A 17,174-nucleotide genomic window follows, 5' to 3' on the forward strand; every position below is an offset into this window, starting at 1 on the left:
GTTTTCGATACGCACGAAGGCGTCGTTGACGGAGGCCTTGGTGCCCGATGCACGCACGGCCGGATTGGCGTTGACTTGTGACGTCGAATTCATGATGTAACCTTGGTTCCTTTCTGATCGCAGGCGCGAGCGGTCCCGCACGGGGCGCATGACGCGACTCGCGAAATCAGTACTGCGAACGGAGCTCGTTGGGGGTTGCGCGCGTCGTCGGGGGAAAAGGGCGCGGCGCGCGCAACCGGACTTCGGACTACGGCTTATGGCGCGGAGGGGTCGAGCGATCCCTCCGGCGCACTGTCTCCTTCAATCTCCTTCAGGGGTGGTGCTGGATCAGTGACCCGTCTTGAGCTGTGCCCACAGACGGTTTTCCAGACGCAGGATGTCGGCCGGCATCGGCTTCATCAGCGTCATCTTCTTCAGAACGTCTTCCGGCGGGTACACGGTCGGGTCCTGCACCACGGCCGGCGTCACGAACTGGTGGGCCGCCTTGTTCGCGGTCGGGTAGAACACTTCGTTCGTGATCTGTGCGTTGACCTTCGGATCTTCGATGTAGTTGATCCACTTCAGTGCGGCTTCGGGGTGCGGCGCATCCTTCGGAATGACCATCACGTCGAACCACAGCAGGCCGCCTTCCTTCGGGTTCGTGAACTTCAGTTCATACGAACGGTGCGCTTCCTCGGCACGGCGGTGAGCGATGCCGACGTCGCCCGACCACGCCACGGCCACGCAGACGTCGTTGTTCACGAGGTCGTTGATGTAGCCCGACGAGTTGAATTGCGTGATGTACGGGCGGACTTTCTTCAGCACTTCGAAGGCGGCCTGGTAGTCGGCCGGGTTCGTGCTGTTCGGGTCCTTGTGCATGTACTGCAGCACGGCGGCGAAGACGTCCACGGCCTGGTCGAGGAACGACACGCCGCAGCCCTTGAGCTTCGAGAGGTATTGCGGGTCGAACACGAGGGCCCAGCTATCCACGGGGGCGTCCGCGCCGAGCGCCTTCTGCACGGCCTGCACGTTGTAGCCGATACCGTCGGTGCCGAAGGCCCAGGGCACGCCGTACTGGTTGCCCGGATCCGCGTCCGCGATCATGTGCATGAGCACGGGGTCGAGGTTCGCGAGGTTCGGGAGCTTCGATTTGTCGAGCTTCTGGTACACGCCGGCCTGAATCTGCTTGGCCATGTAGTTCGAGGTCGGCACGACGATGTCGTAGCCCGAGCTGCCCGCGAGCAGCTTCGCTTGCAGCGTGTCGTCGCTGTCGTAGTTGTCGTACTTCACCTGAATGCCGGTCTGCTTTTCGAAGCCCGGAATCGTGTCCTTCGCAATGTAGTCGGACCAGTTGTAGACGTTCAGAACGTCGTCTGCTGCCTGGGCCGGCTGGCTCGACGTGGCGGTGAGGCCCGCGCACAAAGCCAGGGCGGCTGCCGCGACCGCATGACGAAGATGACAAACACTCATGTTGGTTTCCCCTGATGATGAAGATGAACCGGCAGCGCTTAACCCCGTGACGCGCCGCCGGCCCGGACAAGTGGTGTTACAAAAGACCCAGTTGTTGCGCGGTTGCGTCGATGGCCTTCTTCGCCTTCGACACGATTTCGTCGATCTCGGCACGCGTGATCACGAGCGGCGGCGAGAGCAGCATACGGTCGCCCGTCGCGCGCATGATGAGGTTGCCGTTGAAGCAGAAGTCGCGGCAGAGCGTGCCCACGTCGCCGCCGTTCGCGAAGCGCTTGCGCGCCTTCGGGTCCTCGGCGAGCTGCAGGCCGGCCACGAGGCCCGTGCCCGAGATGTCGCCGACGATCGGATGGTTCGCGAAGGTTTCGCGCAGGCGCTGCTGGAAGTACGGACCCGTGTCGGCCTTCACGCGCTCGACAATGCCTTCGTCGCGCAGGAGCTTCAGGTTCGCCACGGCCACGGCCGCCGCCACCGGATGGCCCGAGTACGTGAGGCCGTGATTGAAGTCGCCGTTCTCGATGATCGCCTTTGCGATGCGGTCGTGCAGACCCACGGCGCCCATCGGCACATAGCCGCTCGTGAGGCCCTTGGCCATCGTGATGAGGTCGGGCTCGAAGCCGAAGTGCTGGTGCGCGAACCACTCGCCCGTGCGGCCGAAGCCGCCGATCACTTCGTCCGCGCACAGCAGGATGTCGTACTTGCGGCAGATGCGCTGGATTTCCGGCCAGTAGGTCGAGGGCGGGAAGATCACGCCGCCGGCGCCCTGGAACGGCTCGCCGATGAACGCGGCCACGTTCTCCGCGCCCACTTCGAGAATCTTCGCTTCGAGCTGCTGGGCCCGCGCGAGGCCGAACTCTTCCGGCGTCATGTTGCCTTCGGCTTCGCCGAAGAAGTACGGCTGGTCGATGTGGACGATGTTCTCCACCTTCGAGGGCATCTGCTCGTGCATGTAGCCCATGCCGCCCAGCGTGCCGCCCGCGATGGTCGAACCGTGATAGCCGTTCTTGCGCGAGATGACGATCTTCTTCCCGGGCTTGCCCTGCGTGAACCAGTACTGGTGCACGATCCGCAGCACCGTGTCGTTGCCTTCGGAGCCGCTGTTGCAATAGAAGAAGTGGTTGAACGGGCCCGGCGAAACTTCGGCGAGGAGCGCCGAAAGCTCGATCACCGGCGGGTGCGTGGTCTTGAAGAACGTGTTGTAGTAGGGCAGTTCCTGCATCTGCCGGTAGGCCGCGTCCGCGAGTTCCTTGCGGCCGTAGCCCACGTTCACGCACCAGAGGCCGGCCATGCCGTCGATGATCTGGTTGCCCTCCGAGTCCCACAGGTACACGCCCTTGGCCTTCACGATCACGCGGCTGCCCGTCTTGTTGAGCGAGCCCATGTCCGAGAACGGGTGAATGTGGTGCGCGGCGTCCAGCGCGCGGTATTCGGCCGTCGAGCGCGCAGCCTGGGGGCGCAGCGTCGTTGGTGCGGGCTGCACCAGGCCGGCGGGGGCGTCGATCCGGTAGCTCATTTGATGTCTCCTTTCTCGTTCAGTTACACGTGCAGCAGCAGATGTTTGCGTTCCCACGAGCTGATCACGCGGAAATACGCTTCGTACTCGGTTTCCTTCAACGCGAGGTAGGCGCGCACGAACTTCTCGCCGAGGATGTCTTTCAGCGGCTCGCTCGCGCTCATCAGCGTGAGGCCCTCTTCGAGGTTGCGCGGCAACTGGTACGGCAGCGAATACCCATCGGAGAGAAGCGGCTCGGTCGGCTTGAGGTGCTGCGTCATGCCGAGGTAGCCGGCGGCGAGCGTGGCCGCGATCGCGAGGTACGGGTTCGTGTCCACGCCCGGAATGCGGTTCTCCACGCGGCGCGCGGCCGGCGACGAGTGCGGCACGCGGAAGCCCACCGTGCGGTTGTCGTAACCCCAGGCCACGTTGATCGGCGCGGCCATGAAGCGCGAGAGGCGGCGGTACGAGTTGATGTACGGCGCGAAAATCGGCATCAGCGCGGGCGTGTACTTCTGCAGGCCGGCGATGTACGCGTAGAACATCTCGGTCGCCTTGCCGTCCGGACCCGTGAAGAGGTTCTGGCCGCTTTCGGCGCAAACGAGGCTCTGGTGCACGTGCATGGCCGAGCCCGGCTCGTTCTCCATGGGCTTGGCCATGAAGGTCGCGTACATATGGTGGCGCAGCGCCGCTTCGCGCACGGTGCGCTTGAAGAGGAACACGCGGTCGGCGAGGCCGAGCGGTTCGCCGTGCATGAAGTTGATTTCCATCTGCGCGGCGCCGACTTCGTGAATCAGCGTATCGACTTCGAGGTCCTGAACGTCGCAGTACTCGTAGATGTCTTCGAAGAGCGGGTCGAATTCGTTGACGGCTTCGATCGAGTACGCCTGGCGGCCCGTTTCCGGACGGCCCGTGCGGCCGATGGGCGGCGCGAGGGGCAGGTCGGGGTCCTTGTTCATGTCGACGAGATAGAACTCCAGTTCCGGCGCGATGATGGGCTTCCAGCCCTTCGCGTCATAGAGTTCCAGCACGCGGCGCAGCACGCGGCGCGGCGAGATTTCGACCGGCGTGCCGTCGAAGTGGACGCAGTCGTGAATCACCTGGGCCGTGGGATCGACGGCCCACGGAATGATGCGGATGGTGGCGGGGTCCGGCACGCAGACCATGTCGGGGTCGGTAACGCCGGTGAGGCTGCCGTCTTCCGGGTAGTCGCCGGTCACGGTCTGGATCATCACGGCTTGCGGCAGCCGCATGGATTCGCCCGATTCGAACTTGCTGCGCGGAATGATCTTGCCGCGCGCGATGCCTGCCATGTCGGGGATGATGGCTTCGATTTCGGTGATGTGGTGCTTCTTCAGGAATTCGTCGATTTCATGCATTTTCGTTCTCTCTGTCTTGTGCGGGCCGGGTCAGGCGTGGGCGGTGCGAGGCGCCTCGGCATTCAGCCTGTCGGCCCCGCCCGGTATTCGGGCCAGCATGCGTGCACGGCAGGCGTCGCCGAAGGCACGGAAGATTGCGGTGGAAAGGGCGTCTTCGGCATGCTTCCATTCAGGATGCCACTGCACGCCCAGTGCGAAGGTGCGCGCATTCGCCACGCGTACGGCTTCGATCAGGCCATCGGGCGCATACGCTTCGGCCACGAGTCCTGCGCCGGGCGTTGCGATTCCTTGACCGTGCAACGAGTTCACGCGTGCCTCGTGCGCGCCTTGCAGGAAGCGTTGCAGCATGCCGCCTTCAGTAAGCTTGATGGCATGCGCGGGACCGTATTGCTGGTCGAGCGGATCGCCCTTGTTTTCGCGGTGGTCGTGAAGACCTTCCACGTCGTGGACCTTCTGGTGCAGCGTGCCGCCGTACACCACGTTCAGCTCCTGGAAACCGCGGCAGATCGCGAGCACCGGCACGCCGGCCTCGATGGCGGCACGCATGAGCGGCAGCGTGGTCGCGTCGCGGTGGGCATCGTGCAGCGTGCCCGGCTCGCTCGGCGCGCCGCCGTAGCGGCGCGGCTCGACGTTCGAGTAGCTGCCCGTGAAGAGCAGGCCGTCCACGGCGTCGAGCACGTCGGCCGTGGCCTGGCGCTCTCCGAGTGCGGGCAGCACGAACGCGAGTGCGCCGGCGCCATCCACGGCTGCGGCGATGTACTTCTCGCCCGCCGTGTGCGACGCGTGCGGTCCCATCATGGTTCTGTCGGCAGTGACGCCGACGAGGGGTTTCGTTCGCATAGCTAAAGTTTGACTTCCTTGACCCGGGCAGCGCGCAAATATCCGGTATTGCAGAATGCCGCGGGCGTGACATGACCTTGCAACCCTGCTTCAAGGCAAGGCCGCAAACGGGTTCGCAGAACGAAGAGCGTAGCTAACGCATCGCACTGCGCGTGGAGATCATGTAGGCGGTTCGTTTTGTGCCGGGCTGGGGCGGCGCGAGCGTGTTCAGACGTGCGCAACCCCATCGTTCGCATGCGGCGGCTTTGGGCCACGCTTGCGATCGACGGCAACGACAACGAACGGCGCAGGAAGGAGAGGCGCTACGGCAGCAGTGACGCGACTTCGTCCGTATGGACGGCGATGAAAGCGCGAGCGGACACGACGTTGTGGCGTCGGACCGAACGGCGGGAAAGAATCGTGAAGATGGACAGAAGCAGGCGAGGGGCAAGCCTGCCGCCACTGCCATCGGCGATGGCGGCCGAGTCACTGCGAAGACACCTCGCATGACTTCGATCCCATCTGACCAGAGGGCCACGGACTCTCACAATTGCACTCGACTGGGTGACGTTGAACATGGGCATTTCGATCAATGACGCATAAACGGCGAGCGTTGCATCGACCGGAACGCAGGCGGCGCCGAAGGTTCTTCGCTCTGCTACATGCCTTGCTGCACTGCGTTGTAGCGGCGGGAACTTTCTGACTTCCGACCTGTGAACCAGCATATACGAGCCAAAAAGGGCGTCAATTATTTTTTACGCTTTTTATGTCAGCACTTTCCCGAGTTCCCCCCAAAACGGGGACCTGCACCGAAGATGTGCCACACTGTCGACGCATTTCGAATGACTTACAGGGGTTTGTACCGACAGAAAAAAAACCAAACTGATTAGAATATTCAACACGTCCGCGCCGGGTCGTGCGTGCGCGCTCTTTTGTTAACGGTTCCTTAAAACGTGTCCGAGTCTGCATCGATGTCTTCCGAAGTTGCTACGCGGTTGCGGTACGTCCGCAAGCGCTACGGCCTCTCCCAGCGCGAGCTGGCCAAGCGGGCGGGCGTCACGAACGGCGCGATCTCGCTGATCGAACAAAGCCGGGTCAGCCCCTCGGTCGGGTCGTTGAAGAAACTGCTCGAATGCATACCCATGAGCCTCGCGGAATTCTTCACGTTCGACCTGAGCGACGAAGGCAGCGTGGTTTCGCGGCGCGGCGAGATGCCGAATCTCGGCAACGCGTCCATCGAGTTCTATCTCGCGGGCGCGAACATGAAAGACCGCAACATGTGCATCATGCGCGAGGTCTATCAGCCGCTGGCCGACACGGGCCCCGAAATGCTCGTGCATGCAGGGCATGAGGGCGGCATCGTGGTCAGCGGGCAGCTCGAACTCACGGTGGACAGCACGACCTGGCTGCTCGACCCCGGCGACAGCTACTACTTCGAAAGCCGCTTCCCGCACCGTTTCCGCAATCCCAGCGCGAACGACGTTTGCGAAGTGGTGTCGGCAAACTCGCCGCCCACTTTCTGATCGCGCGAACCCTGGCTGTGAGCCGCCGCGAGACGCGGCGCGCCCGGCAAACCGCATAACATTGAGGCATCCTGATGGAAAAGAAAACTCTCGCTTACTGGCAGGACAAGGCCGCGACGCTTTCGATCGAAGGCCGCGCGTTCATCGACGGCGCATACCGCGACGCTTACTCGGGCCGCACCTTCGACTGCGTGAGCCCGATTGACGGCCGCGTGCTCGCAAGCGTGGCCGATTGCGGCGCCGCCGACGTGGACGCCGCCGTGGCCGCCGCGCGCCGCGCCTTCGACGCGCAGGTGTGGGCCGGTCTCAACCCGCGTGCGCGCAAGGCCATCCTGCTGCGCTGGGCCGCGCTGATGCGCGAGCATCTGGACGAACTCTCGCTGCTGGAAACGCTCGATGCGGGCAAGCCGATCGGCGATACGACCACGGTCGATGTGCCCGGTGCGGCGTACTGCGTGGAATGGTTCGCGGAAGCGATCGACAAGGTTGGCGGCGAAGTGGTGCCGGCCGATCACCATCTCGTGGGCCTCGTCACGCGCGAGCCGATCGGGGTGGTCGCGGCCGTGGTGCCGTGGAATTTCCCGATCCTGATGGCTTCGTGGAAATTCGGCCCCGCGCTCGCGGCCGGCAACAGCGTGGTGCTCAAGCCTTCGGAAAAGTCGCCGCTCACGGCCGTTCGCGTGGCGCAGCTCGCGCACGAAGCGGGCATTCCGGCGGGCGTGTTCAACGTGCTGCCGGGCGGCGGCGAGCCGGGCAAGCTGCTCGCGCTCCATCGCGACGTGGACTGCATCGCGTTCACGGGTTCGACGGGTGTGGGCAAGCAGATCATGCAGTATGCGGGCCAGTCGAACCTCAAGCGCACGTGGCTGGAACTGGGCGGCAAGTCGCCCAACATCGTGCTGGCCGATTGCCCGGACCTCGACCGCGCCGCGAACGCCGCGGCCGGCGCGATCTTTTACAACATGGGCGAAATGTGCACGGCCGGCTCGCGCCTGCTCGTGCATCGCGACATCAAGGACGCGTTCCTCGCAAAGCTCGTGGAAGCCGCGCGCAACTACGTGCCGGGCAATCCGCTCGACCCGAAGGTGTCGATGGGCGCGATCGTCGACAAGATCCAGCTCGAACGCGTGCTTTCGTACATCGAGGCGGGCCGCAAGGAAGCGAAGCTGCTGCTGGGCGGCGAGCGCGTGAAGGAAGAAACGGGCGGCTACTATATCGAGCCGACCGTGTTCGACACGCATCACGACGCCAGGATCGCGCGCGAAGAGATTTTCGGGCCGGTGCTTTCGGTCATCACGTTCAGCACGATCGACGAAGCGGTTCGCATTGCCAACGATAGCGACTACGGCCTCGCTGCCGCGGTCTGGACCGCGAACCTCACGAACGCGCACGAAATCTCGCGCCGCCTGCGTGCGGGCACCGTGTGGGTGAACTGCTACGACGAAGGGGGAGACATGAACTTCCCGTTCGGCGGTTTCAAGGAATCGGGCAACGGCCGTGACAAGTCGTTGCACGCACTGGAGAAGTACACCGAGCTGAAGTCCACGCTCGTGCGGCTGCGCTAAAGGATTCGCAAGCCAGCGCGGCGGCAGGCACGGAAAGTCTGCCGCCGCGTTCCCAATGAATCCGACCGCCGCGGCGCGCTTTTTTGATTCATTGCGCTGCGGTCCATTCAATCAGGTCATTGCATGACTGCCATCATTCATGGCGACGGCGCGATTCGCCGTCAATCGCTTTACGGCTCCTCTATCGAAAACACTTACGGCGGCGTGCTGTCGTTCATGCGACGCAACTACACGCGCGAACTCGAAGGCGTGGATGTCGCCGTTTCGGGCGTGCCGCTCGATCTTGCCGTCACATACCGCTCGGGCGCGCGCCTCGGCCCCGCTGCCGTGCGTGCCGCGAGCGTGCAGCTTGCCGAGCTGTACCCCTACCCTTGGGGCTTCAATCCGTTCGACACGCTTGCCGTGACCGACTACGGCGACTGCTGGTTCGACGCGCACAATCCGCTCTCGATCAAGCCCGCCATCGTCGAACACGCGCGCACGATCCTGCGCTCGAACGCGAAGATGCTCACGTTCGGCGGCGATCACTTCGTCACGTATCCGCTGCTGATCGCGCATGCGGAGAAGTACGGCAAGCCGCTTTCGCTGATCCACTTCGACGCGCACTGCGACACGTGGGCCGACGACTCGCCCGATAGCCTCAATCACGGCACGATGTTCTACAAGGCGGTGAAGGAAGGGCTGATCGACCCGAAGACTTCGGTGCAGGTGGGCATCCGCACGTGGAACGAGGACTTCCTCGGCATCAATATTCTCGACGCGGCCTGGGTGCACGAGCACGGCCCGGCGGCGGCGCGCCAGCGCATTCTGGACATCGTGGGCGAGCGGCCGACTTATCTGACCTTCGACATCGACTGCCTCGACCCGGCCTTCGCGCCGGGGACGGGTACGCCGGTGGCGGGCGGGCTTTCGTCGGCGCAGGCGCTTTCGATCGTGCGCGGCTTCGAAGCCGTGAACCTGATCGGCGCGGACGTGGTGGAAGTGGCGCCCGCCTACGACCAGAGCGAGATCACCGCGATCGCGGCGGCGCACATTGCGTGCGACCTGCTGTGCCTGTGGCGCCAGCGCAAGATGGCCGGCAAGTAAGCCGGTTCCGGCGAACGGACCCTAGCGTTCCACGAGCGGTCCCAGATTGGCGCGCACGCGCTGCAGCATCTGGCTGAACTGCTCGGCTTCTTCAGGCGTGAAGCCCGCGAGGGCTTCCGCCTGCACCTCGTCTCCCACGCGGCGGGCCGCCGTGAGCACGGCTTCGGCCTTCGGCGTGAGGCTCACCTGCAGCTCGCGCCGGTCGTTCGGGTTCGCCGCGCGCGCAACCCAGCCTTTCTCCTCGAGTCTTTCCAGCAGCCGCCCGGCCGAGATCGGCGCCACTTCCAGGCGCTGGGCGAGGCTCACCTGGTTCATGTCGCCGTAGTGCGCGAGGTACGCGATGATGCGGGCCTGCGCGCGCGTCAGATCGACCGACGCCTTCGCCAGGTCGTCGTAGCGCTTGCCGCATAGCCGGCCCACGTCGGCGATCAAGAAGCCGAAGCGTTGTTCGAGATCGGTAGTCATGGCGCGATTATATCGATGGACGGGTTCCGACCCGGGCTGCAGCCGTGCACGCGGCGCAGGGGCGCCCCACATCGGATTTCCCGATTGCGCGAGCCGCGGCGAGCCGTATAATAAGCATGCTTATTATCTCCCACGCTCCGCTCCTCACACAATGACAGCAGCCGCGCAGGGCGGCCAGGCCGCGCCGCTCAACCGGGGCATGATCACGCTCTCGATCATGCTCGCCACGCTGATGCAGACGCTCGACAGCACCATCGCCAACGTCGCGCTGCCGCACATGCAAGGCTCGATGGCGGCGTCGCAGGACGAGATCACGTGGGTGCTCACCTCGTACATCGTGGCGGCCGCCATTGCCACGCCGCTCACGGGGTGGCTTGCCGACCGGCTGGGCATGAAGCGGCTGCTCGGCTTCGCGATTGCGGGCTTCACGGTGGCCTCCGCGCTCTGCGGCCTTTCGGAAACGCTCGGCGAGATCGTGGCCTCGCGCCTCTTGCAGGGCGTGTTCGGCGCCGCGCTCGTGCCGCTCTCGCAGTCGATCCTGCTCGACATCAATCCGCGCGACCGGCAGGGCCAGGCCATGGCCGTGTGGGGCATGGGCGTGATGGTGGGGCCCGTGCTCGGGCCCACGCTGGGCGGCTGGCTCACGGACAGCTACAACTGGCGCTGGGTGTTCTTCATCAACGTGCCCATTGGCGCGTTCGCGCTCTTCGGCGTGTCCACCTTCATGCCTTCGCGCGATCCGGCGCGGCAGGTGCGCTTCGACCTGTTCGGCTTCGCCACGCTCGCGCTGGCCATCGGCGCGTTGCAGGCGCTGCTCGATCGCGGCGAGCAGCTCGACTGGTTCGGGTCGCTGGAAATCCGCATCGAAGCGCTCCTATCCGCTTTGAGCTTCGCGTTCTTCATCGTGCATACGGCGAGTTCCGGGCCCGGTACGTTCTTTCGCTACCAGTTGCTCAAGGACCGCAACTTCGCCACGGGCACCTTCTTCATCTTCGTGATCGGCGCCGTGCTCTACGCCACGCGCGCGCTGCTGCCCCCCATGCTGCAGAACCTCATGGGCTATCCGGTGGCCACCACGGGCCTCGTCACCGCACCCAGCGGCGCCGGCACCATGATCGCCATGCTGATTGCCGGGCGCATGCTCCGGCACGTGGATGCGCGCGCGCTGCTGCTGTTCGGGTTCGTGGTGTCCGCGTATGCGTTGTGGCAGATGATGCAGTACACGATCGTGCTCAAGGTCTCGGACATCGTCTGGCCCGGCGTGGTGCAGGGCTTCGGGCTCGGCTTCGTGTTCGTGCCGCTTTCGGCGCTCACGTTCTCCACGCTCACGCCCGAACTGCGCGCGGACGGCACGGCGATCTACAGCCTCATGCGCAATATCGGCAGCAGTATCGGCATTTCGATCGTGCAGACCTTCATCACGCGCGGCACGCAGGTCGCGCACTCGGATCTCGCCGCGAACGTCACGCCGTTCAATCCCGCGTTCCAGGCGATGCTTTCTTCCGGTTCGCGTTACGATCTCGCTGTGCTCAACCAGGCCATCACGCAGCAGGCGCAGATGATCGCGTATCTGAACGACTTCAAGATGATGTTCGTCGCGACGCTGCTGGTGATTCCGCTCCTCGTGCTGGTGCGGCCTTCGGGCAGCAGCAGCACGGCCGCGGAGGCGAGCCACGCCGCGATGGATTAGGCGTGCCCGGCGCTTGACCCCGCTTGTCCTGCGCTGCGTGTGCTCTCGCCGCGGCGCGCTATCCACAGGTCCCATGCTTTCCGCCGTTTCCATTCTGCTGCCCGTGTTCGGGCTGATCTTCGCGGGCTTTGCGTGCCGCCGCTTCGGCGTGCTCGGCCCGGCTGCCGCTTCCGAACTGAACCGCTTCGTGGTGTGGCTCGCGCTGCCCGCGCTGCTTTTCGACATCCTCGCGCATGCCACCTGGCACGAGCTCTATCAGCCTGCGTTCGTCGCGGCATTCGGCGGCGCGGGGCTGATCGTGTTCCTCGCCGTGGTGGGCGTGCGGCTCTTCCTGCGCAGGCCGCTTGCGGACGCAGGCATCGACGGTCTCGCAGCCGCCTACCCGAACACGGGCTACGTGGGCTTTCCGTTGTGCATGATCGCGTTTGGCCCGTCCAGCCTCACGCCCACCACCATCGCGACGATCCTCGTGGTCTGCGTGCTGTTCGCCATTGCCATCGTGCTGATCGAGATCGGGCTGCAAAGCGAGCGGCGTCCGCACCGGCTTGCGATCAAGGTCGTGCGCTCGCTGCTGCGCAATCCGCTGCTGGTGGCACCCGCGCTGGGCGCCGTGGTGTCGGCCGCGCACGTCGCGCTGCCCGCGAGCGCGGAGACGTTCCTCAAGCTGCTGGGCGGGGCGGCAAGCCCGTGCGCGCTCGTGAGCCTCGGGCTCTTCCTCGCGGAGCGCAGGAGCGTCGCCGAGGCGCCGCGCGAATCGTCGTGGTGGCTCACGCTCGCGAAGCTCGTGGCGCAGCCGGCGCTCACCTGGTGGCTGGCCGAGCGGGTGTTCGCGCTGCCCGCGCCGCTCGTGCAGATGGCCGTGCTGCTCGCGGCGCTGCCCACGGGCACGGGGCCGTTCATGCTGGCCGAGTACTACCGGCGCGAGGCGCACGTGACCTCGCGTACGATCCTGCACTCGACGGTGGGCTCGCTCGTGACGCTCACCGTGCTGTTGCTGCACCTGCAGCACTGAAACAGCGGGCGCGGCCGGCCGCGCGGCACGCCGTTTGCTAAAGACGAAGTGTTCGAACCATTCGAATCAACCAGGAGGGCTCGATGATGAAGACGTTTCGACGCAGCGGTGCGGCGCTCGCGCTGGCGCTACTCACGGCATTCGGCACCGGTGCCTGCACCCTGGGCGGCGCGGCCGCCGGCGGTTATGCCGGCAACAAGCTGACCAACGGCAGCGCGGTGGGCACGGTGGGCGGTGCGGTGGCGGGCGGCGTGGCCGGTTACGAACTCAGCAAATAATCGCGGTTTCGGGAAACGCGCTGCGCTTGTACAGAAGCGCGGCGCGTTTTTGATTATTTCGTGATTATCGGTTAATCGATGCGGCCGGCATGGTTCTGAATCATGCCTGTATACAGCAACGCAATATTCCAGAATATCGAACGATTGCCGGTTTGATATGCGATCGATGCAATAATGCGATCCCGATATCTTCGGTAAGCCTTAGCTGCATTGCCTGGAAGGCGATGAGTCTTATCTCAAAGCAATCGCCGCAACGCAATGAGAAATTGCGCCATAGATGATCTGGAGCAAATCGAAAATCACGATATTCAAGTCTGCGCATTTTCAAAGCTTCGTTATTTCCCCTCCAGTATTCTTCCCCCTGATTGCACCGGTAGCCGAATCCGCTGTTAATGCGCGAATGAAGCGCGCATCGACGCCCGGCATCCCATTCGTCATCGCCGCCACGAGGCGGCATCGCATCCTCAGGGAGGGGGCATGTCAGAAGCAAAATCCACCGCCGCCGCGCCGGTAGCCGTGGGCGCCGCGCCGAAGATCGGCGTCGTGCCGGCCACGCTCATGGTGGCCGGCAACATGATGGGATCGGGCGTGTTCATGTTGCCGGCCAACCTCGCCGCCACGGGCGGCATCGCGCTCTTCGGCTGGCTCATCACCGTGGTGGGCGCCGTGTCGCTCGCGCTCGTGTTCGCGAAGCTCGCCGCCATCGAGCCGCTCGCGGGCGGCCCTTATGCCTACGCGCGCAAGTCGTTCGGCAACTACATGGGCTACCAGACGAACCTCATCTACTGGCTCGCCAACGTGCTCGGCAATACCGGCCTCGCGGTGGCGGGCCTCGGCTACCTCACGCACTTCTTCCCTTCGCTCAAAGATCCGCTGGTGTTTGCCGCCGCGCAGATCTTCGTGATCTGGCTCTTCACCTACGCCAACATCCTCGGGCCGAACGTGGTGGGCCGCGTGCAGTCGGTCACCACCCTCATCGCGTTGATCCCGATTCTCGGCATGGCCGTGTTCGGCTGGTTCTGGTTCAGCGGCTCCGTCTACATGTCGGGCTGGAACGTGAGCGGGGGCAGCGCGTTTTCCGCCGTCGGCTCGACGCTCAACTTCACGCTGTGGGCATTCATCGGCGTGGAGAGCGCCTCGGTGTCGGCGGGCGTGGTGGAGAACCCGCAGCGCAACGTGCCCATCGCCACGGTGGGCGGCGTGGTGCTCGCGGCCGTCTGCTACGTGCTGAGTTCCACCGTCATCATGGGCATGATTCCGAACAAGGCGCTCATCGCTTCGAGCGCGCCGTTCGCCGATGCCGCGCGCGTGGCGCTGGGCGCCACCGCCGCCAATGCGGTGGCGATCTGCGCGGCGCTCGGCTGCCTCGGCTCGCTCGCGGGCTGGACGCTGCTGGTGGGCCAGACCGCGAAGGCCGCGGCCGACGACGGCCTCTTCGGCGCCGTATTCGCGCGCGTGAATGCGAAGAACGTGCCTTCGGCGGGCCTCGCCATCGTGGCGACCATCATGACGGTGCAGGTGCTCGCCACCATGTCGCCCAGCGCGAGCGAGCAGTTCGGCAAGATCGCCTCGATCGCCGTGATCATGACGCTCCTGCCGTACATCTACTCGTGCATCGCCATCAAGGTGCTGGGCTACGGCAAGATGCCCTCGGGCCAGTTCTCGTTCTATACGATCGTCGGGCTGATCGGCGCCGTGTATTCGCTCTGGGCCATGGTCGGCTCGGACGGGCAGCAAACGCGCTGGTCGCTCATCTTCGTGGTCGCAACTATTGTGTTCTACGAACTTTCCATCAACCGCCAGCGCGAAATCGAAGAAACGCACATCCACCCCGGCGGCGTGTCGCCCGCCTGGGTGCGCTACGTGTCGTTCGCGATCGCCGTGGTGGCGCTCGTGGCCACCTTCTGGATTTCGGTGGGACGCCATGAAGGCCTGAACCTGCATCCGCGCGTGCCGCTGCCCGGCACGGCGGCTCTCGCCCCCGCTACCGCCACGGAGAACAACGCATGATGACTGCGACCCCCCATCCGGCTTCGCGCCGCCTCGGCATGAAGGCGCTCGTGGTGCATGAGGAAATCGATTCGAACACCGCGGGCGGGCGCGCGGCACAGGCGCTCGTCGCCGAACTGCGCGACCGGTTCGTCGATGTCGTGCTGGCGACGAGCGCCGACGACGCCATCGCCGTCATCAACGCCGACCCCGCCATTCAGTGTTTGCTGCTTGGCTGGGAGTTGGGAGAGCCGCGGCGCGAATCGCGAGATGAAAAGCGCGGCGACGGCCATCGCGACGCGCAGGCCGTGCTCGACGCCATGCGCGCGCGCAGCGAAAACGTGCCGATCTTCCTGATGGCGGATCGCACGAGCGCCTCGACGGTGCCCGTGGGCGCGATGCAGAAGGCCGACGACTTCATCTGGATGCTGGAGGACACCACGCCGTTCATCAGCGGCCGCATCGTGGCCTCCATCGAGCGCTACCGCGAAACGGTGCTGCCGCCCATGTTCCGCGCGCTCGCGAAGTTTTCGCGCGTCTACGAGTATTCCTGGCATACGCCGGGCCATACGGGCGGCACCGCGTTCCTCAAATCGACCGTGGGCCGGGCGTTCTTCGAATTCTTCGGCGAACCGCTGTTCCGCTCGGACCTCTCGATTTCCGTGGGCGAACTGGGCTCGCTGCTCGATCACAGCGGCCCGATCGGCGAGAGCGAGAAGTACGCCGCGCGCGTGTTCGGCGCGCACCGCACCTATCACGTCACGAACGGCTCTTCCACCTCGAACCGCGTGATCCTCATGGCGAGCGTCACGCGCAACCAGGTGGCGCTGTGCGACCGCAACTGCCACAAGTCGGTCGAGCATGCGATGACGATGTCGGGCGCGATCCCCACGTATCTCGTGCCTTCGCGCAACCGCTACGGCATCATCGGGCCGATCATGCCCGAGCGGCTCACGGCGGCGGCCGTGCGGCTCGCGGTGGAGCAGAACCCGCTCGTGAAGGGGCGCGACGGCGTGAAGCCGGTGCCCGTGCACGCGCTCGTGACCAACTCCACCTACGACGGCCTTTGCTACAACGTCACGCGCGTGGAGGCGCTGCTGGGCCAGAGCGTGGACCGCCTGCATTTCGACGAAGCGTGGTACGGCTACGCGCGCTTCAACCCGCTCTATCGCGAGCGCCATGCCATGCACGGCGACCCGGGCGCGCACGACGCGAGCCGGCCCACGGTGTTCGCCACGCAATCGACGCACAAGCTGCTCGCGGCGCTTTCGCAAGCCTCGTACATCCATATCCGCGACGGCCGCAATCCGATCGATCATCCGCGCTTTAACGAGGCGTTCATGATGCATGCCTCCACCTCGCCGCAGTACGCGATCATCGCTTCGAACGACGTGAGCGCCGCGATGATGGACGGCGCGGGCGGCGTGGCGCTCACCACCGACGCGATCCGCGAAGCCGTGGCGTTCCGCCAGATGCTGAGCCGCCTGCACGCGGAATTCGACCAGAACGACGACTGGTTCTTCAACGGCTGGCAGCCGGACACGGTCACCGACCGCAGCACGGGGCGCCGCTACGCATTCCACGAGGCGAGCGAGGACCTGCTCGCGAGCGATCCGTCGTGCTGGGTGCTGCACCCGGACGATGCGTGGCACGGCTTCGGCAATGTCGAGGACGACTACTGCATGCTCGATCCGATCAAGGTATCGATCGTGACGCCGGGCGTCGCGCCGCAGGGCGGGCTGCTTTCGGTGGGGATTCCCGCGAGCGTGGTGACGGCGTACCTGGACCGCCAGGGCATCGTGGTGGAGAAGACCACGGACTTCACCATCCTGTTCCTGTTCTCCATCGGCATCACGAAGGGCAAGTGGGGCACGCTCGTGAACACGCTGCTCGACTTCAAGCGCGACTACGACGCGAACGCGCCGCTCGAACGCGTGCTGCCCGATCTGGTGGCCGCGTATCCGCAGCGCTACAGCGGCCTCGGCCTGCGCGATCTGTGCGACCGCATGTTCGGCGCGATGAGCGATCTCAAGACGACCGAACTGATGGCGCGCGGCTTCTCCACGCTGCCGCATCCGGACATGAGTCCGACCGAAGCCTACGAAAAGCTCGTGCACAACGAGATCGAACTGCTGGAGCTCGCGCAGATGGAAGGGCGCACGGTCGCGACGGGCGTCGTGCCGTATCCGCCGGGCATTCCGCTTCTCATGCCCGGCGAGAACGCGGGCGCCGCGGACGGTCCGTTCCTCGCCTACCTGAAGGCGCTGGAGCAGTTCGATCTGCGCTTCCCGGGCTTCACGCACGATACGCACGGCGTGGACGTGGAAGACCACGTGTATCGCATCGCCTGTATCAAGCAGGGCGTGTAAGGAAGAAGGGCGGGCCCGGTACGGCCCGCCCTTCCTGCCCTTCGATCAGACGCCCGCGCGG

At 65.1% G+C, this 17,174-nt stretch carries 14 protein-coding genes; 8 read left to right on the forward strand and 6 right to left on the reverse strand.

Annotation, left to right across the window (positions count from 1 at the left end):
* Positions 1 to 327 precede the first annotated feature (327 nt).
* The 5 genes from BFE01S_RS27505 to BFE01S_RS46005 all read right to left on the reverse strand — a co-directional run bounded on the left by BFE01S_RS27505 (position 328) and on the right by BFE01S_RS46005 (position 5,684).
* Positions 328 to 1,449, reverse strand: coding sequence for a polyamine ABC transporter substrate-binding protein (locus BFE01S_RS27505; RefSeq protein WP_028228264.1), 1,122 nt, complete (start codon positions 1,447 to 1,449; stop codon positions 328 to 330).
* 76 nt (positions 1,450 to 1,525) lie between these two features.
* Positions 1,526 to 2,959, reverse strand: a complete 1,434-nt coding sequence (locus BFE01S_RS27510; protein ID WP_028228265.1) for an aspartate aminotransferase family protein — start codon at positions 2,957 to 2,959, stop codon at positions 1,526 to 1,528.
* Between the two features lie 23 nt (positions 2,960 to 2,982).
* Positions 2,983 to 4,317 (reverse strand): glutamine synthetase family protein, encoded by a 1,335-nt coding sequence (locus BFE01S_RS27515; protein ID WP_028228266.1) that lies wholly within the window; start codon positions 4,315 to 4,317, stop codon positions 2,983 to 2,985.
* Positions 4,318 to 4,347: 30 nt separating this feature from the next.
* Positions 4,348 to 5,157: a gamma-glutamyl-gamma-aminobutyrate hydrolase family protein gene (locus BFE01S_RS27520; protein ID WP_042338762.1), complete on the reverse strand. Its 810-nt coding sequence runs from the start codon at positions 5,155 to 5,157 to the stop codon at positions 4,348 to 4,350.
* A gap of 302 nt (positions 5,158 to 5,459) precedes the next feature.
* A complete protein-coding gene (locus BFE01S_RS46005; RefSeq protein ID WP_245621211.1) occupies positions 5,460 to 5,684 on the reverse strand; it encodes a hypothetical protein in 225 nt (74 codons plus the stop codon).
* A 423-nt stretch (positions 5,685 to 6,107) separates the two neighbouring features.
* Here BFE01S_RS46005 and BFE01S_RS27525 point away from each other — a divergent pair, with 423 nt between their 5' ends.
* The 3 genes from BFE01S_RS27525 to speB all read left to right on the forward strand — a co-directional run bounded on the left by BFE01S_RS27525 (position 6,108) and on the right by speB (position 9,310).
* Positions 6,108 to 6,659, forward strand: a complete 552-nt coding sequence (locus BFE01S_RS27525; protein WP_028228268.1) for a cupin domain-containing protein — start codon at positions 6,108 to 6,110, stop codon at positions 6,657 to 6,659.
* 74 nt (positions 6,660 to 6,733) lie between these two features.
* Entirely contained in the window at positions 6,734 to 8,224 is a 1,491-nt protein-coding gene (locus BFE01S_RS27530; RefSeq protein ID WP_028228269.1) for an aldehyde dehydrogenase, read from the forward strand.
* Positions 8,225 to 8,347: 123 nt separating this feature from the next.
* Complete coding sequence (speB, locus tag BFE01S_RS27535; RefSeq protein WP_028228270.1) at positions 8,348 to 9,310, forward strand: agmatinase; 963 nt, start codon at positions 8,348 to 8,350, stop codon at positions 9,308 to 9,310.
* A 21-nt stretch (positions 9,311 to 9,331) separates the two neighbouring features.
* Here speB and BFE01S_RS27540 read toward each other — a convergent pair whose 3' ends face one another.
* Positions 9,332 to 9,775 (reverse strand): MarR family winged helix-turn-helix transcriptional regulator, encoded by a 444-nt coding sequence (locus BFE01S_RS27540; protein WP_028228271.1) that lies wholly within the window; start codon positions 9,773 to 9,775, stop codon positions 9,332 to 9,334.
* A gap of 151 nt (positions 9,776 to 9,926) precedes the next feature.
* Here BFE01S_RS27540 and BFE01S_RS27545 point away from each other — a divergent pair, with 151 nt between their 5' ends.
* The 5 genes from BFE01S_RS27545 (at position 9,927) to BFE01S_RS27565 (ending at position 17,113) form a co-directional block, all read left to right on the forward strand.
* Positions 9,927 to 11,465 carry a DHA2 family efflux MFS transporter permease subunit gene (locus BFE01S_RS27545; RefSeq protein ID WP_028228272.1) on the forward strand — a complete coding sequence of 513 codons (1,539 nt, stop codon included), beginning with the start codon at positions 9,927 to 9,929 and terminating at the stop codon, positions 11,463 to 11,465.
* 73 nt (positions 11,466 to 11,538) lie between these two features.
* Positions 11,539 to 12,477: an AEC family transporter gene (locus BFE01S_RS27550; RefSeq protein WP_028228273.1), complete on the forward strand. Its 939-nt coding sequence runs from the start codon at positions 11,539 to 11,541 to the stop codon at positions 12,475 to 12,477.
* Positions 12,478 to 12,563: 86 nt separating this feature from the next.
* The gene (locus tag BFE01S_RS27555) at positions 12,564 to 12,755 is read left to right on the forward strand and encodes a glycine zipper 2TM domain-containing protein (protein ID WP_028228274.1); all 192 of its coding nucleotides are present in this window, start codon (positions 12,564 to 12,566) and stop codon (positions 12,753 to 12,755) included.
* A gap of 477 nt (positions 12,756 to 13,232) precedes the next feature.
* Entirely contained in the window at positions 13,233 to 14,765 is a 1,533-nt protein-coding gene (gene adiC, locus BFE01S_RS40410) for an arginine/agmatine antiporter (protein ID WP_042338767.1), read from the forward strand.
* Positions 14,765 to 17,113, forward strand: a complete 2,349-nt coding sequence (locus BFE01S_RS27565) for an Orn/Lys/Arg family decarboxylase (RefSeq protein ID WP_156967172.1) — start codon at positions 14,765 to 14,767, stop codon at positions 17,111 to 17,113. Before adiC ends, BFE01S_RS27565 begins: the two co-directional genes overlap by 1 nt.
* Positions 17,114 to 17,174: the final 61 nt, after the last annotated feature.

Source organism: Paraburkholderia ferrariae NBRC 106233 (assembly GCF_000685035.1).
Lineage (GTDB): Bacteria > Pseudomonadota > Gammaproteobacteria > Burkholderiales > Burkholderiaceae > Paraburkholderia > Paraburkholderia ferrariae.